Source organism: Nonomuraea typhae (genome assembly GCF_009760925.1).
Taxonomy (GTDB): Bacteria; Actinomycetota; Actinomycetes; order Streptosporangiales; family Streptosporangiaceae; genus Nonomuraea; species Nonomuraea typhae.
Map to the genome: position 1 here is coordinate 451,593 of NZ_VRLV01000002.1, position 15,550 is coordinate 467,142.

The 15,550-nt window shown below is 72.1% G+C and carries 12 protein-coding genes; 7 read left to right on the forward strand and 5 right to left on the reverse strand.

The window, feature by feature from the left end; all coding sequences use genetic code 11:
- The first annotated feature begins 15 nt into the window (after positions 1–15).
- A complete protein-coding gene (locus FVE25_RS08560; RefSeq protein ID WP_219825390.1) occupies positions 16–1,098 on the forward strand; it encodes an FUSC family protein in 1,083 nt (360 codons plus the stop codon).
- On the opposite strand, the gene FVE25_RS08565 is transcribed toward FVE25_RS08560, so the two are convergent.
- A complete protein-coding gene (locus tag FVE25_RS08565) occupies positions 1,085–3,106 on the reverse strand; it encodes a hypothetical protein (protein ID WP_157245888.1) in 2,022 nt (673 codons plus the stop codon). The genes FVE25_RS08560 and FVE25_RS08565 overlap by 14 nt on opposite strands.
- A complete protein-coding gene (locus FVE25_RS08570) occupies positions 3,103–7,164 on the reverse strand; it encodes an outer membrane protein assembly factor BamB family protein (RefSeq protein WP_219825391.1) in 4,062 nt (1,353 codons plus the stop codon). Before FVE25_RS08570 ends, FVE25_RS08565 begins: the two co-directional genes overlap by 4 nt.
- Before the next feature lie 174 nt (positions 7,165–7,338).
- On the opposite strand from FVE25_RS08570, the gene FVE25_RS08575 reads away from it, so the two are divergent.
- On the forward strand, positions 7,339–7,869 hold the full coding sequence (locus FVE25_RS08575) for a SigE family RNA polymerase sigma factor (protein WP_157245889.1): 531 nt from the start codon (positions 7,339–7,341) through the stop codon (positions 7,867–7,869).
- Positions 7,866–8,603 (forward strand): hypothetical protein, encoded by a 738-nt coding sequence (locus FVE25_RS08580; protein WP_157245890.1) that lies wholly within the window; start codon positions 7,866–7,868, stop codon positions 8,601–8,603. Before FVE25_RS08575 ends, FVE25_RS08580 begins: the two co-directional genes overlap by 4 nt.
- 37 nt (positions 8,604–8,640) lie before the next feature.
- Here the strand turns inward: FVE25_RS08580 and ahpD are convergent, their stop codons facing one another.
- Both ahpD and FVE25_RS08590 read right to left on the reverse strand, forming a co-directional pair.
- Positions 8,641–9,177 (reverse strand): alkylhydroperoxidase, AhpD family, encoded by a 537-nt coding sequence (gene ahpD / locus FVE25_RS08585; RefSeq protein WP_157245891.1) that lies wholly within the window; start codon positions 9,175–9,177, stop codon positions 8,641–8,643.
- Positions 9,174–9,731, reverse strand: a complete 558-nt coding sequence (locus tag FVE25_RS08590) for a peroxiredoxin (RefSeq protein ID WP_181019504.1) — start codon at positions 9,729–9,731, stop codon at positions 9,174–9,176. Before FVE25_RS08590 ends, ahpD begins: the two co-directional genes overlap by 4 nt.
- Positions 9,732–9,822: 91 nt before the next feature.
- On the opposite strand from FVE25_RS08590, the gene FVE25_RS08595 reads away from it, so the two are divergent.
- Entirely contained in the window at positions 9,823–10,767 is a 945-nt protein-coding gene (locus FVE25_RS08595) for a LysR substrate-binding domain-containing protein (RefSeq protein WP_157245892.1), read from the forward strand.
- 173 nt (positions 10,768–10,940) lie between these two features.
- On the opposite strand, the gene FVE25_RS08600 is transcribed toward FVE25_RS08595, so the two are convergent.
- Positions 10,941–12,104, reverse strand: a complete 1,164-nt coding sequence (locus tag FVE25_RS08600) for a pyridoxal phosphate-dependent aminotransferase (RefSeq protein ID WP_157245893.1) — start codon at positions 12,102–12,104, stop codon at positions 10,941–10,943.
- Between the two features lie 25 nt (positions 12,105–12,129).
- On the opposite strand from FVE25_RS08600, the gene FVE25_RS08605 reads away from it, so the two are divergent.
- The 3 genes from FVE25_RS08605 to FVE25_RS08615 are packed head-to-tail and all read left to right on the forward strand — an operon-like array spanning position 12,130 to position 15,543.
- A complete protein-coding gene (locus tag FVE25_RS08605) occupies positions 12,130–13,875 on the forward strand; it encodes an alpha/beta hydrolase (protein ID WP_157245894.1) in 1,746 nt (581 codons plus the stop codon).
- Entirely contained in the window at positions 13,872–14,792 is a 921-nt protein-coding gene (locus FVE25_RS08610) for a DUF418 domain-containing protein (RefSeq protein ID WP_157245895.1), read from the forward strand. Before FVE25_RS08605 ends, FVE25_RS08610 begins: the two co-directional genes overlap by 4 nt.
- A complete protein-coding gene (locus FVE25_RS08615; protein WP_157245896.1) occupies positions 14,752–15,543 on the forward strand; it encodes a carbon-nitrogen hydrolase family protein in 792 nt (263 codons plus the stop codon). Before FVE25_RS08610 ends, FVE25_RS08615 begins: the two co-directional genes overlap by 41 nt.
- The last annotated feature ends 7 nt before the right edge of the window (positions 15,544–15,550 follow it).

Sequence of the window (15,550 nt, forward strand, 5' to 3'; positions counted from 1 at the left end):
GCCAAGGTAGGGAAAGTGGGTACGAAGCTCGGCGAGCACATGCGGGAGCGGCTGCGCACGTTCGGGCTGACGGCCCCCTCTGTCGCCCAGTGCGCGGTCGGCGCCGCCCTGGCCTGGCTCATCGCCACCCAGCTTCTGGGCCATGCACGCCCGTTCTTCGCCCCGATCGCGGTGATCATCTGCGTCGGCGTCGGCCTCGGGCAACGACTGCGCCGGGTCGCCGAACTGGTCGTCGGTGTCAGCCTCGGCGTCGGGGTCGGGGACCTGCTCGTGTCCTGGATCGGCTCGGGACCCTGGCAGATCGCGCTGGTCGTCGGCCTGGCCATGTCCGCGGCGGTGCTCCTGGACAGCGGCACCCTCTTCGTCGCCCAGGCCGGATCCTCCGCCGTCCTCGTCGCCACCCTGCTGCCGCCCGGGGACACCGGCGGCCTGGACCGCATGCTCGACGCGCTCACCGGCGGCCTCGTCGGCATCGCCGCCGTGGCGTTGCTGCCCGCGAGCCCGTTCGCCATCGCGGCCAAGCATGCCTCCGGCGTACTGGACGCCCTGTCCACCGTCCTCGAGAAGTGCGCCGTCGCGATCGAGACGCGGGACGCCGACCTCGCCGCCGAGGCCCTGGAAGAGGCCCGCGGCACCCAGGACGTCATCGAGGAGTTCGAGCAGGCGCTGGAGACCAGCCGGGAGATCGCCACCATCTCACCCCTGCACTGGCACCGGCGAACCCGGCTGGCCCGCTACGAAACGGCCGCCGTCCCCGTGGACCACGCGCTGCGCAACGCCCGCGTCCTGGCCCGCCGTACCCTCGCCGCCCTGGGCGAGACGGCCACACCCCCCACGACGCTGGCCACCTCCCTGCGCGAGGTGTCGGAAGCGGCCCTCCTGCTCCAGCTCGAACTCGGCGCCGGCCGCGAACCCCAACTGGCCAGGCAGGCGCTGACGGCGGTGGCCGCCCGCCAGCGTCCCGAGCGGCTCGGCTTCTCCGCCGAGGTCATCCTGGCCCAGCTCCGTTCGATCGTGGTCGATCTCCTCCAGGCCACCGGCATCGACCACGACGAGGCCACCGCCGCCCTCCCGCCCCTGGACGTCACCCGCCCCTGACAAGATCGAGTACGGCGAGGCCGGTCGTGCACACGCCACCGGCCACCACGGTCATCGCCGCCACGAGCGGCAGATGCCTGGTCCAGCGGCGCTTCGTCACGACTCCCAGCAGGTCGCGCCCACGCATCACCGCCAGGCCCACGACCGACAAGGTCACGGCCATCCCCACCCCGAACGCCCCCACCAGGACCAGCGCGGTCACCGCCCGCCCGGACAACAGCCCGGCCAGGAGCAGCAGGAACGCGGACGGGGACGGCAGCAGCCCACCGGACATCCCGAGCACGACCAGGCCGCGTCTGGACAGGAGGGTGCCCTGGGGAGCAGAGCTGGGGTGGGTTGAGCTGTCGGCGTCGCGGCCAGGTCCGTGGCCGTGTTCACGTATGTGACCGTGCTCAGGGGTGTGGCCGTGCTCAGGGGTGTGGCCGTGCTCAGGGGTGTGGCCGTGCTCAGGGGTGTGGCCGTGCTCAGGGGTGTGGCCGTGGTCAGGGGTGTGGCCGTGGTCAGGGGTGTGGCCGTGGTCAGGGGTGTGGCCGTGGTCAGGGGTGTGGCCGTGGTCAGGGGTGTGGCTGTGGTCAGGGGTGTGACCCTGGTCAGAGATGTGACCCTGGTCAGGTCCGTGGCTGTGGTCAAGGGTGTGGCCCTGGTCAGAGGTGTGGCCTTGTTCGCGTATCTGGCTGTGGTCACCTCCAAGGCCATGGCCAGGTGCGTGGCCGTGTCCGTGGCCATGCTCGTGTCCGTGACCGTGACCGTGACCGTGACCGTGGCCGTGGCCGTGGCCGTGGCCGTGGCCGTGGCCGTGGCCGTGGCCGTGGCCGTGGCCGTGGCCTCGGTTGGTGAGGTGGCGGTAGGCCAGGGTGGCGCCGACCGCCAGTACGGCGACGGCTCCGGCCAGTTGTAGCCATCGGGTCACCATCCCCAGGTCGGGGGCGTTTTCCATGGCTACCCACCACACCAGTGCCAGTGCGGCCACCGACACCGTGTGCATGAGTGCCACCACGCCGCCCAGCCGGACGGCGTCCAGGGGACGGGCGTGGCCGGCGAGGAGGTAGCCGGCCGTCAGCGTCTTGCCGTGGCCAGGGGCGCAGGCGTGGGCCGCGCCTGCCACCAGCGCCACGAGCAGCGCCAACGGCAGGAACCGGTCGAGCAGCGACGACAGGTCCGTGGCGAGCATCGCCGCCGTGTCTCCTGCCGACGCACCCGGCCCTGCGCCCACGGCCGACCCGCTTGATCCCGCGCCGCCGGCCGGCGAACGGGACTCCGCCTCCCCGGTGGACGCGTCCGGCCCTTCGCCGCTGGTCAGTGCGTCCGGTCGTGCGTCCCCGGTCGGCGCGTCCGGCCGTGCGTCCCCGGTCGGCGCGTCCGGCCGCGCGTCCCCGGTCGGTGCGTCCGGCCGCGCGTCCCCGGTCGGCGCGTCCGGCCGCGCGTCCCCGGTCGGTGCGTCCGGCCGTGCGTCCCCGGTCGGCGCGTCCGGCCGCGCGTCCCCGGTCAGTGCGTCCGGCTGCGCGTCCCCGGTCGGCGCGTCTGGTCTCGCGTCTCCTGTGGGGCCGGTCGAGGGGGTGAGGGGGAAGGTGTGGGTGGGGGTGGTGTGGGTGTGGAGGGCGCCGGAGCCGGTGGGGGTGACCGAGACGGTGCGGTAGGCGGGGTTCACGTCGTGGAGCAGGGTGATGGTCAAGGTGAGGGCGGTTACGGGGGCCGGGCAGCGGTAGTGGGCCACGGCGCCCCGGGCTGGGATGGGGTGGATGGCGGTCAAGGGGCAGGGGGCGGTGGCCTGCCGTACCACCAGACGGGTCGTGAAATATCCGGACAAGGAGTGGCCGGCCGTACCGGACAGCGCCGCGGCGTCGTCCGGTGCGGCGGTCCAGGTGATCGCGACCTCGGCCCCCGATGCGCTGACCTTCGCCACGGGCGGCGGGCCGAAGGGGTGTGCCCACCCCGGACCCGCCGCCCCCAGCAAGATCAGCATGGCGACGCCCGCGACCGCGAGCACGCGAGCCAATCCGTTGGTCATCTAGCCGCCAGCGCGTGCAATGAGCCGTCGTCGGTCAGCGCGAACAGCGTGTTCCCGCTCACCGACAGCGCCGAGGCGACCCCGCCGCCCAGGTCGTACGCGGCCAGGATGCGCCCGGTCGCCCGGTCCAGGGCGAGGACGCGCCCGTCCCAGGTGCCCGCGTACACGGTGGTGCGGGTGGCCAGCGCGTGCATGGCCGGTGAGCCGGGGCCGTTGGCCTTGCACGACGAGCCCGACCGCCACGGATCGTCCATCGGGCTCTCGCCCGGCAGGTACCCGGTGGCCGTCTCCCACATCACCTTGCCGGTGTCGGTGGAGTAGGCGCGGATCATGCCGTCCTGACTTGCCGCGTACGCCGTCGGGCCCCACACCGCGGGGCTGGTCACAGGCGGCGGGCCGTACTCGCAGACGGCGGCGGTGCCGAGCTTGGCGTGCCAGCGCTGCGCGCCGTCGGCGGCGTGCCCGCGGGTGCCGCTGGCCGTCGTCGTCACCAGGCCCGTGTCGGTGAGCACCGGCGAGGACTGCGAGTAGATGTCGCCGCCGGTGTCCACGCTGGAGACCTGCTTGCAGGTGGTCAGGTCCATCGCGATCAGCGACTGGCTGGAGCCCGAGTGCAGCCAGGCCGTGGTCGTGCCCGGCTTCCGGACGGCGGTGCTGTGGAACTCGCCCCAGCCGACCGGCGCCTGGAAGCCGCCGGGCAGCCGCTCACCGGTACGGGCGTCGCGGCAGCGCACGCCGTCCCACTCGTGGTAGACGGCCACCGCGCGGCCGTCCGGCAGGTCGAAGACGCTGACCGGTCCGCCGGCCCGGCCGTAACGGCGCACCGTCGTCGGCTTGACCTCCTCGGCGTCGACGGTCTCCCACACGATCTTGCCGGTGCGCTCGTCCAGCGCGTAGACGCGTCCGACGCCGGTGGTCAGATAGACCTTCCCGCCGTGCACGGCCGGGAACGACTCGGCGTCGCCGTCGAGGTAGGTGCGCCACAGCTCCCTTCCGGTGCGCGCGTCGTAGGCGAGCATCATGCTGTACGGCGAGGCGAACGCCTGCGAGGCGACGATCACCCTGCCCCGTGAGACGGCGGCGCCGTTCAGGTGGAACTGCTCGCCGGAGCTGGCCGCCCAGCGCAGGTCCAGGGCGCTGCCCGGGTCCTCGGCGGCGGCCGAGCGGCCCTGCTCGTCACCGCCCTGGCGCAGCCAGTCGCGTCCCGGAGCCGGTGCCGAGACCTTGCCGCCCGCGGCCACCCTGAACTCGGTCGTCACCGTGGGGAACGCCCTGCCCTTGGTGTCGGCTACGAGCAGTTGGGCCGTGTACGTGCCCGGGTGCAGGCCGGTGATCCGGTCGCTGATCCGCGTCCACGACACGTGCGAGCGCGGACAGGCTTCGTCCTTGTAGCAGTTGACGATGCCCTGCCGCCGGGTTTCGGCGCCGAAGCGCAGCTTGTCGCGGCTCCAGACGACCCTGCCGTTCTTGAACCGCACGATCACCGAGGCCGAGGCGGGGGTGCGGCCGTCGTCCTCGGCGTAGACCTCCAACGGGATGCCCGCCTTGGCGCCGTGCACGCTGCCCGAGGCCGGGCTGACCAGCGAGACGTCGTCGTTGACGCCGAACTGGCGGCGTTCTGCCACGATGTGGCCCTTGTCCGCGCCGGTGATGCCGGAGAAGTCGAGGACCTTGTAGTCGGGGCGGGCGCCGTCGATGCCGTACATGCCCATGTTGTTGACCTCGACCGAACGGGCGAAGGCGCCCCTCCTGTACTCGGCCTGCTGGTTGTGCCCGGCGGCGAACATCCGCACGTCGTACTTCGCCAGCTCGTCCACGGTCGGCTGCATCCCGGCGCCGGGACCCCAGCGGGTGAACAGCGACCGGTGCGCGAACACCAGCACCTGCTTGCCGGTCGCGTGCCTGCGCAGGTCCTCGCGGAGCCACTCGAGCTGAGGGCCGAGGCCGCGGGTGTCGTAGTTGTCCTCCAGCACGACGATGTGCCGGCCGTCGCGGTCGAAGCTGTACCACTCGGGGCCGACGTTGCGCCGCCAGTACTCGAGGCTGCCGCCGTACCCGGTCGAGGACGGGGTGCCGCCCACGTCATGGTTGCCGATCACCGGGTAGAACGGGTGCCCCAGCTTGCCGTCGCGCAGGCCGTTGCGGAGCAGGTCGTACCCGCCCTGGCGGCGGCCCGCCTCGGCGTAGTCGGTGACGGTCAGGTCGCCGGTGGAGATGGTCATCGTGGCGCCGTCCACCTCGGCCATCGCCTTGACCTGGCCGGTCCAGCGCGGGGCGGAGCTCTGGTACTCGGCGTCGGTGCGGTTGCCCACCTCGACGTCGGAGACCATCAGCCACTTCTCCTTCGGATCGGCCGCCGCCTTGACCGGCGCGAGCGCGAAGTCGAGGCCGGTCGGCCGCTGCTCCAGGGTCCGGAAGAAGCGCGGGATGTAGTCCTCGCGCAACACCGGCTGGTAGCCGTCCGGCGAGACGACCCAGACCAGGTCGGTCTCGCGGCGGTTGCGGTCGATCGCGATGCTGTAGGAGCCGTCCGCGCCGGTCGTGGCCCAGGCGGCGCCGTCGGTCACCGAGACGCCGGGGAAGCCTTGCTCGCCCGCGTCCCGGATACCGTCCCCGTCCACATCCTTGAACACCGTCCCCTGGACGGTCACGGTGTCACTCCCCGAACCGGCCAGCGTGAACGTGACCGGGTCGCCGAGCATCTCGTAGCCGTCGTTGTACATGAAGTACGCGGTCCACGACCCCGTGCCCAGCGCCGAGGTGCTGATCGACACCGTCCCCGAGGTCTGCGGCGCCCGCACCCAGACCCGCGAGTAGGCCACACCAGGCTTCTCGCCCGGGCCGTAGATGCCCACCCAGTTGAGGGCGTTGGGCCGGTCGGTGGCATACCGGAACGCCACGGGCTGGCCGGCCTGCGGGTTCACGGTGGTGATCTCCAACGTCCCGGCGGCCTGCGCGCCCGTCTTGGGGATGCCTGGGGTGGGCGTGCCCGGCGTGGAGGGGGTGCCTGGGGTGGGCGTGCCCGGCGTGGAAGGCGCATCCGGCGTGGAAGAGGTGCCCGGTGTGGAGGGGGCGTCCAGCGTGGAAGAGGTGCCCGGTGTGGAGGGGGCGTCCCGTGTGGAGGGCGCGTCCGGTGCAGAAGGGGCGCCTGGGGTGGGCGCCGGGTCGGCCATGGCCGCCTGTGGTGCGAGGACCGTGAGGCACACCGTGACCGCGACGACCGCCCGGCCGGGCCAACCGCGCCGCCTGCGCTCACGCACCGGCCAACCGGCCGCGTCTCCGGTACGGCCCGGCGTCGCGGCACCGGTACGGCTTTGCCACACGGTGCCATGCGGCACCGAGGGGGCAAGCGCCGCCGCCGGGGCAAGCGCCGCCGCGGGGGCAAGCGGTGCCGCCGGGGCAAGCGGTGCCGCGGGGGCAAGCGGTGCCACCGGGGCGAGGGGTGCCGGGCCCGCTTGCCGGACGAAGGCAAAGCGGGCCGGGCCCGCTTGCCGTGCGAAGGCGAAGCCTGCCGAGCCCGCCTGCCGTACCGAGGCACGACGGCCGGACAGGAACCGTCCGCCGGAGATCAACAGGGCGGCCAGGAGCAGTGCGGCCAGCACCCAGGCGGCCGGCACCCAGGGGAAGGTCCAGCGGGCGGCGTGTGCCCCGGTGGCGTCGAGCAAGGGGGCGGCGGCGTTCACCTGTGCCGTCGTGCCGTCGAACTCGGCGATCACCTCGGTCAGCCCGGCCTTGCCCAGCAGGGGCGCCAGGTCGAGGCGGTCCACGGCGCAGGACCAGGCCAGTTCCACGACCACGCCGCCGGGCACGCCTCCGGTGTCGCCGGCGACGCCGTGGGCGCTGACCGGGCAGGGGGCGGGCAACAGGGCGGTGGCCCAGGCGCCGGCGCGTTCGGGGGTGACGACGTCCTTGTGGACGATCAGCCGGCCGGCGGTCACCCCCTGGGAGGTGGCGACGACCAGTTCGGCGTGTTGCCGGGTGAGGTGGGCGGCGGCGGGGCCTGCGCACAGCCCCACCCCTGCCATGACCACCAAGAGCAGCGCAGCAACACGCCTCAATAGCAGTAATTGTCTAGACATGTCCGGCAGCGTATGGACGTGCATCCCGCCACAGAAAGGGTGATTATCCAACTGCCCTTGATAATTCACCGCGCCCCCACCGGGAATTCATCTGGCGCATCAGGCAACGATCCGGGACGCTCGTGGACTCCGTCGTAGGTGAGGAGGTGTTCTATGGGGGGACGCGAGCAAACCCGGGAAGAGGAGTTCCACGGGTTTGTGACGAGCCGCTGGCCAGGGCTCCTGCGGACGGCCTACCTGCTGACGGGCGACCGCCACGCCGCCGAGGACCTCGTGCAGTCGGCGCTGGAACACGCGTACGTGGCCTGGCGCAAGGTGTCCGCGGCCGACGACCCGGACGCGTACGTGCGGCGCATATTGATCAACGTCCACGCGCGGCGGCACCGGCGCAGGCTCAGGGAGTTCCTCGTGGCACGCGCGGAGACGCCGGAGCAGGTGGCGGACGGCGACACGATGGCGCAGGCCGAGGACCGCTCGATGCTGCTGCGCGCCCTGGCCGGGTTACCCGCCCGCCAGCGCGAGGCGGTGGTGCTGCGCTACTGGGAGGACCTGACGGAGACGCAGGCGGCGGCCGCCATGGGCTGCTCGGTCGGGACGGTCAAGAGCAACGCGGCCAAGGGCATCGCCAAACTGCGCGCGATCCCGGGCCTGGTGGAGACGGCGGCGAACGGAGGGGTGAAGTGAACCAGGACAACCGGGACGTCGCCCTGCTGCTGAAGAAGGCCGCCGAGCAGGTCGAGATCGAGGCGGCGCCGTACCAGGCGGTGGTGCGCGGCGGGCGGCGGCGCAGGGCGCGACGGCGGGCGGTGCTGGCGGGGGTGGCGCTGGCCGTGGTGGTGAGCGGGTTCGCGGGGACGGCGGCCTTCGAGGATCGCCCCATCGTGAACTGGGACCGGGCGAATCCGACGGCGGTGCAGCGGCACGTGTACGACCCGCAGGTGACCGCGCTGGGCGTGGTCGCGGGCCGGCGGCTGTTCATCGAGGTGTGGGGGGCGCCGCGCGACGACGCCGAGCTGCGCGAGCAGAAGGCCAGGATGATCAGGGCGGGCGTGTGGGAGGGCCGCGCGCCCAAGGGTTTCCCGCCGCCGGCGGTCGGTGAGACCTGGTTCTTCGTCTACGCGCCCGGTGACTCAGGCGGCAAGGAGCCCGTCGCCTCGGGCGTGGAGGCTCCCCCCGACGGCAACCTCGGCAACATCCTCGTGGCCGGGCTGGACCGGCGCAGGCTCGCCATGGGGATGGTTTCACCGGACGTGGTGCGGATCACCGGCGATTGGTCCACCGGAAGCGTCAAGGGAACGATCACCCAGGTGAGAGGACTGCACAACCCCTGGTTCACCGTGGAAGGCGACGCCTCTGCCGAGCTGAAGTCGATCACCAGTTTCCACCGGGATGGCACCGCGGAACACCACCCGCTGTGAACGGGACGCCCCGGGGGCGTCCCGTCCGGCGCGGGAGTCAGACGGCGACGAGCGCCGCCTCCGCCTCCAGCGTCGCGGCGGTGGCGGCCAGCACGGCTGCCACGCGCAGCGCCTCCTGGATCTGCTCGCGGGGCATGCCCGACCCGCGCAGCACCTGCTCGTGCGACTCCAGGCACCGCCCGCAGCCGTTGATCGCGGAGACGGCCAGGCACCACAGCTCGAAGTCGACCTTGTCCACGCCCGGGTTGCCGATGACGCTCATGCGGAGCTTGGCCGGCATCGTGGCGTAGGTGTCGTCGCCGATGAGGTGGGTGGCCCGGTAGTACACGTTGTTCATGGCCATGATGGAGGCGGCGGCCTTGGCGGCCGTGAACGCCTCCTCCGGCAGGTGCTCGGCGGCCTCTCCGGAGACCTCGGCGATGACCCGGCCGGACTTCGTGGCGATGGCGCAGGCCAGCACCGCGCCCCACAACTGCTGGTCGGTCAGCGACGAGGTGGTCGTGACCGAGCCGAGGTTGAGCTTGGTGTCCTTGGCGTAGGCCGGGAGGGCTTCCTTCAGCGCGGCGATGCTCATGCGCCGAGCAGCGCCTTCGCGTCGAGGCCCTTGTCGCCCTTGTTCCAGTTGCACGGGCACAGCTCGTCGGACTGCAGGGCGTCGAGGACCCGCAGGACCTCCTTGACGTTGCGGCCGACCGAGCCCGCGGTCACCATCGTGAACTGGATCTCGTTGTTCGGGTCCACGATGAAGGTGGCGCGCTGGGAGACGCCGTCGGCGCCGAGGATGCCGAGGTCGGCGGAGAGCTCGCGCTTGATGTCGCTCAGCATCGGGAAGGGCAGGTCGCGCAGGTCCTCGTGGTCCTTGCGCCAGGCGTGGTGGACGAACTCGGAGTCGACGGAGACGCCCAGGACCTGCGCGTCACGGTCGGCGAACTCGTCGTTGAGCCGGCCGAACTCGGCGATCTCGGTGGGACAGACGAAGGTGAAGTCCTTCGGCCAGAAGAACACCACGCGCCACTTGCCCTCGTAGGTCTTGTGGTTGATCTCCGCGAACGCCTTCTCGGGGTCGAGGTCGACGCAGGCGGTGAGTTCGTACTCGGGGAAGTGGTCGCCGACGGTCAGCAACTGCATATCTCCTTAGCGGAAACGTCGTGGTCAGAGCGCTAAGCGTGCCGCACGTAGCATTGATCCGAGAAATCGAGTAGTCAGAGCAATCTGAGAGGTGTTCCCTATCAGTGAGCCCACGCCCACGCTGGCTCAGCTGCGCGCGTTCCTGTCGGTGGCCGAGCATCTCCACTTCCGGGAGGCGGCCACCGCGCTCCGGATCAGCCAACCCGCCTTGTCCGGAAATATCGTGGCATTGGAGGAAGTTCTGGACACGCAGCTCGTCGAACGGACCACCCGCAAGGTCCTCCTGACGCCCGCCGGGGAACGCGTCGCCGAACACGCCAAACGCGTCCTGGCCGCGGTCGGGGACCTCGTGGGCGAGGTGGCCAGGAACCGCGAGCCCTTCAGCGGCCCGGCCCATCTCGGCGTCATCCCCACCGTCGCGCCCTACGTGCTGCCCGCGCTGCTGCCCATGTTCGCCAGGCGCTTCCCGCACCTCAGGCTCACCGTGCACGAGGCCAAGACCGAGACGATCCTGGAGGAGGTGCGCGAGGGCCGGCTCGACATGGTGCTGCTCGCCCTGCCCACCGACGTCACCGGCCTGGTCGAGGAGCCGCTCTACGACGAGGACTTCCTGCTGGCCGTGCCCGGGGACCACCCGCTCGCCGGCGGCTCCGGGCCCCTGCGCCGCGAGGCGCTGAAGGGCCTGGACATCGTGCTGCTCAACCAGGGGCACTGCCTGCGCGAGCAGGCCATCGACGTCTGCCGCGAGGTCGGCGCCCGCGCCACCGCCACCACCTACGCCACCAGCCTGCCCACGCTCGTGCAGCTCGTCGCGGGCGGTCTCGGCGTCACGCTGCTGCCGGAGTCCGCGGTCCCGGTCGAGACGGGCAAAAGGGTACGGCTGGCGTTGCGCCGCTTCGCCTCACCCGCGCCGGGGCGGACGATCGGCCTGGCCTACCGGGGCTCCTCCGCCAGGGCCGCGGAATACGCCCAGCTGGCCAAGGCCGTCCGCACCGCCGTACGCCAGCGCAAACTGCCCGTGCAGGTCGTCTCCTAGCGATGTGAACCGACGAGCGCCTCCGGCCCGTGCAGGTCGTCTCCTAGCGATGTGGACCGACGAGCGCCTCCGGGCGGAGCTGGACGGGGCCGCGGTGCCCGAGCTGCGCCGCCGTGCCGCGCACGTGTGGCGGACGGGACCGCCGCGGTCCTGGCCGGGCTGCGGGAGTGACCTCAGCCCAGGCGTTTGAGCCGGTCCACCGCCTCGTCGATGACCTCCTCGTGCTTGCAGAAGGCGAAGCGCACGAAGGGGGCGCCCCGCTCCGGGTGGTCGTAGAACACCTGGGTCGGGATGGCCACCACCCCGGCCAGCGACGGCAGCCGGCGGGTCAGCTCCAGGCCGTCGGTGAAGCCGAGCGGCCGGATGTCGGTCTGCACGAAGTAGGTCCCGGCCGGCTTCAGCACCTCGAAGCCCGCCAAGGCCAGGCCCGTCATGAGCCGGTCGCGTTTGTCCTGCAGCCCGGCGCGCATCGCGGCCACCCATCCCATCTCGTGCCGCAGGCCGTACGTCACGGCGAACTGCCAGGGCGCGCTCGCGGTGAACGTCAGGAACTGCTTGACGGTCTGCACGGCGGTGACCAGCGGGCGCGGCGCGCACACCCAGCCGGTCTTCCACCCGGTGACCGAGAACGTCTTGCCGGCCGAGGAGATCATCACGGTGCGCTCGCGCATGCCGGGGAAGGTGGCCAGCGGGATGTGCTCGACGCCGTCGAAGGTCAGGTGCTCGTAGACCTCGTCGGTGATGGCGATGATCCCGTGCTCCTGGCACACCTCGGCGATGACGGCCAGCTCGTCGCGGGTGAAGACGGTCCCGGTCGGGTTGTGCGGGGAGTTGACGAGGACGGCGCGCGTGCGCGGGGTGACCGCGGCGCGCAGCTCGTCGGGGTCGAAGGTGAAGCGCCCCTCGACCGGGCGCAGGGTGACCGCGGCCAGGCGGGCGCCGGCCAGCGCGATCGAGGCGGCGTAGGAGTCGTAGTACGGCTCGAAGGCGATCACCTCGTCGCCCGGCTCGCACAGCGCCAGCACGCTGGCCGCGATCGCCTCGGTGGCCCCCACGGTGACCAGCACCTCGCCGTTGGGGTCGTAGGCCAGGTCGTAGTGGGCGGCGCGGTGCTCGCTGACGGCCTGCCGCAGGTCGGGCACGCCGGGGCCGGGCGGGTACTGGTTGCCGCCCCCGGCGATCACGTCCACGGCGCGAGCGAGCATGCCGGCCGGGCCGTCGCTGTCGGGGAAGCCCTGCCCGAGGTTGATCGATCCGGTCTGCACGGCGAGGGCGCTCATCTCGGCGAAGATCGTCGTGCCGAAGGCGCGCATCCTGGATACAAGGGGTTCCGTCACACGGCCAGACTATTAGTCTCGACCTGTGATCATCAGGGTCGTGATCGCGCTCGTGCTGAGCGTGCCCCCATTCGTCCCCCTATCTGCCGCCGCCGCCGTCGCCTGCCCCGTTTCCGTCCCGGCCAACACCGCCTGCGGGTTCCTGGAGGTGCCCGAGCGCAGGGACGCGCCGGGCCGTACGATCAAGGTCGGCTACGCCGTCCACCGCTCCACCGGCCCCGCGCGCAAGCCCGACCCGGTCGTCTACATGGGCGGCGGCCCTGCCTCCTCGTCGTTGCAGCTGACCGGGTTCCTCAGCCAGATGTTCCCCGGCCGCGACATCGTGACGATCGAGCAGCGCGGCGGCAGGTATTCCGAGCCCCGGCTGACCTGCCCCGAGACCGCCGAGGCGATGCTGGAGCGGCTGCGCCGGCCCGAGGCGGGCGCGGCGGCGGTGGCGGAGGGCGCGGTCAAGTGCCGGGCCAGGCTCGCCGAGCGTGGCGTCGACCTGCGCGGCTACACCACGCGGGAGATCGCCGCGGACGTGATCGAGCTGCGGAAGAAGCTCGGCTACGCCTCGTGGAACCTGTTCGGCGTCAGCTACTCCACGCGGGTCATGACCGACGTGGCGGCGGCCGACCCGCAGGGGGTGCGCGCGGTGCTGCTCGACTCCTATCTGCCGGAGAGCGTCGACTGGTACGGCGACGCCGACCGCAACCTGGAGGACACGGTGGCGGCGCTGGGGGTCAAGGACCGGTTCGAGGCGATGCTGGCGCGCTACAACCGCGCCCCGGCCCTGGTGCCGACCACCGATCCGCTGCTCGGGGAGCCGTTCACGGCGCGGATGAGCGGCGACGACATCGCGACCGTGCTGGCCGAGGCGTTGCACGAGGCCGAGGTGGTGGCGGCGGCCCCGGCGATGATCGACGCGCTGGCCCGCGGGCGCACGGAGGCGCTGCGGCCGTTGGCCGATCAGGTGGGGGCGGCGCTGACCTCGCATGAGTTCGGGCTGTATCACGCCGTTCAATGCCAGGATGAGGCGAAATTTCCGGAAAAATCGCGGCTTTTCACGGTGACCAATGACCGCGCCGTCTGCGCGGCCTGGAAGCTCCCCACCACCCGGCCCACCCGGTCCGAATCCCGGGTCAAGGCGCCCGTCCTGGTCGCAGGCGGCCAGTTCGACCCCACGACCCCGCCCAGAACCCAGAAGCCGGCCGCCGCCGAACTGCCCAACGCCCACTTCGTGGAGTTCGCCGGCGTCGGCCACGCGGTCTTCCTGGCCATGGCCACACCCTGCGGCCGGCAGACCATGATCGCCTTCCTGGACGACCCGGCCGCCTGGACCCAGCCGTGCGTGCCCGGCCGGGCCGGGCTGGAACGCCTGGAACCGGGCTCCCTCGCCGTCACCGGCGCGCCGTACCAGCTCCTGCTCGCGCCGTGGCTGGCCGTACCTTTGGCGGTGTTCGTGCTGGTCGCGCTCGTGCAGCTGATCGGCGGCGGGCTGCGCGGCCGGGCGCTCAGCGCGTTCGCGGGCCTGACCGGGCTGGCCGCCGCCGGGCTGACCGCCCAGTCGGTCTACAGCCTGCTCAGCACCAACGAGAGCGCGCTGGCCGTCGGCGTGCCCAAGGACGTCGAGATGTACGGCTGGCTGGCCGTCGGCGCGGTGGCCCTGTCGGTGGCGGCGGCGGTGTGGGCCGTCCAGGCCAGACCGGCCCGGCGCCCGTGGCCGCACCTGGTCGCTCTCGTCACCGGCGGCGGGTTCCTCATATGGTGGTTTGCCTGGTTCCTATGACACGCATCCGAGAGCTCGACGCGCTCCGCGGCTTCGCGGTGGGCGGCATCATGCTGGTCAACACCTGGCAGCATGTGCCGAAGGGCGACCGGGAGCCGCTGGACTCGGTGATGCTCGCCGCCTTCCAGGGGCGCTTCTACCCGATCTTCTCGTTGCTGTTCGGCATCGGGTTCGTGCTGTTCCTGCGCACCGGCACCCGGGTGGCGCTGCTGCGCAGGCTCGCCGTGCTGCTGGCGTTCGGCCTGATGCAGCACACCTTCTACGACGGCGAGGTGCTGACCGACTACGCCGCCTTCGGCGCCGCCATCCTGCTGCCCGCCTCCTTCCTGACGCCCGGGGTCCCGGTCCTGCTGCTCGGGCTGGCCGGACTCGGCTGGGGCGTCTGGCAGGGCGGCGGGACGCTGATCATCCCCGGCCTGTTCCTCATCGGGATGGCGCTCATCCAGCTCCGGCCGGACCGGCGGCTGCTGCTGCCGTTTTTCGCCGTCAGCACGGTGGCCACGCTGGTGTCGTCGCTCTTCTGGCACACCAGCCAGGTCGGCGCCTTCTACACGCTGGCCGCGGTGACGGGCGCCGCCGCCTACGGCACCGGGCTGCTGCTGATCCTGCGGCCCCGGCTGTCGGCGGTGCTGGAGCCGCTGGGCAGGCTGGCGCTGACGAACTACGTCTCCGGCACGCTCGTCATCTTCCTGACCGCGCCGCTGATCGGCGAGAGCACGCCCCGCTGGTGGGTTCTGGTCATCGCGGGGCTGACCGTGGCCGCGCAGATCGTCTTCAGCCGCCGGTGGCTCCTGCGCTATCGGTATGGGCCCCTGGAATGGATCTGGCGCTGCCTGACCTGGTATCGGCGGGTGCCCAACCGTCTAGAGTCGAACCGTGACCACCATCGCCCTGTGTCAGATCCCGGTCTCCCCTGATCCAGCCGTCAACCTCCAGCGGGTCAAGGAGTCCCTGGCCCGAGCCGAAGGCGCCGACCTGGCGATCTTCCCGGAGGCGACGCTCACCCGCTACGGCAAGCGCATCACCGACCTGGCCGAACCCCTGGACGGGCCGTTCGTCACCGGCCTGGCCGAGGCGGCCCGCGAGCACGGCCTGGCCGTCGTCGCCGGCGTCTTCGAGCCCGGCCCCGGCCGCGTTCACAACACCGCCGTCGCCCTCGACGCCCGCGGCGAGATCCAGGCCGCCTACCGGAAGATCCACCTGTTCGACTCCTTCGGTTCCCAGGAGTCCGAGCTGGTCGCCCCCGGCGCGCAGCCCGTCGTGGCCGAGCTGGCGGGCGTGCGGATCGGCCTGATCACCTGCTACGACGTGCGTTTCCCCGAGCTGGCCCGGGCGCTGGTCGACCAGGGCGCGCAGATGTTCGCGATCATCGCCGCGTGGGGCTCGGGACCGCTCAAGGAGGACCACTGGATCACGCTGGTGCGCGCCCGCGCGCTGGAGAACACCATGTGGACCGCCGCCGTCGGCCAGGCGCCCAACCCGGCCGAGTCGGGTGACGGCTTCGGCGTCGGCCGCAGCATGCTCGTCGACCCGCTGGGGGTGATCCGCGCCGATCTGGGCACCGCACCCGGCGTCCAGCTGGTCACCGTCGATCACGAGGCGACCGCGGGGATGCGTACGACGCTTCCCTGCCTTGAACATCGGGTACTCGGGGTCAAGCGATCGTAAAGTGGAG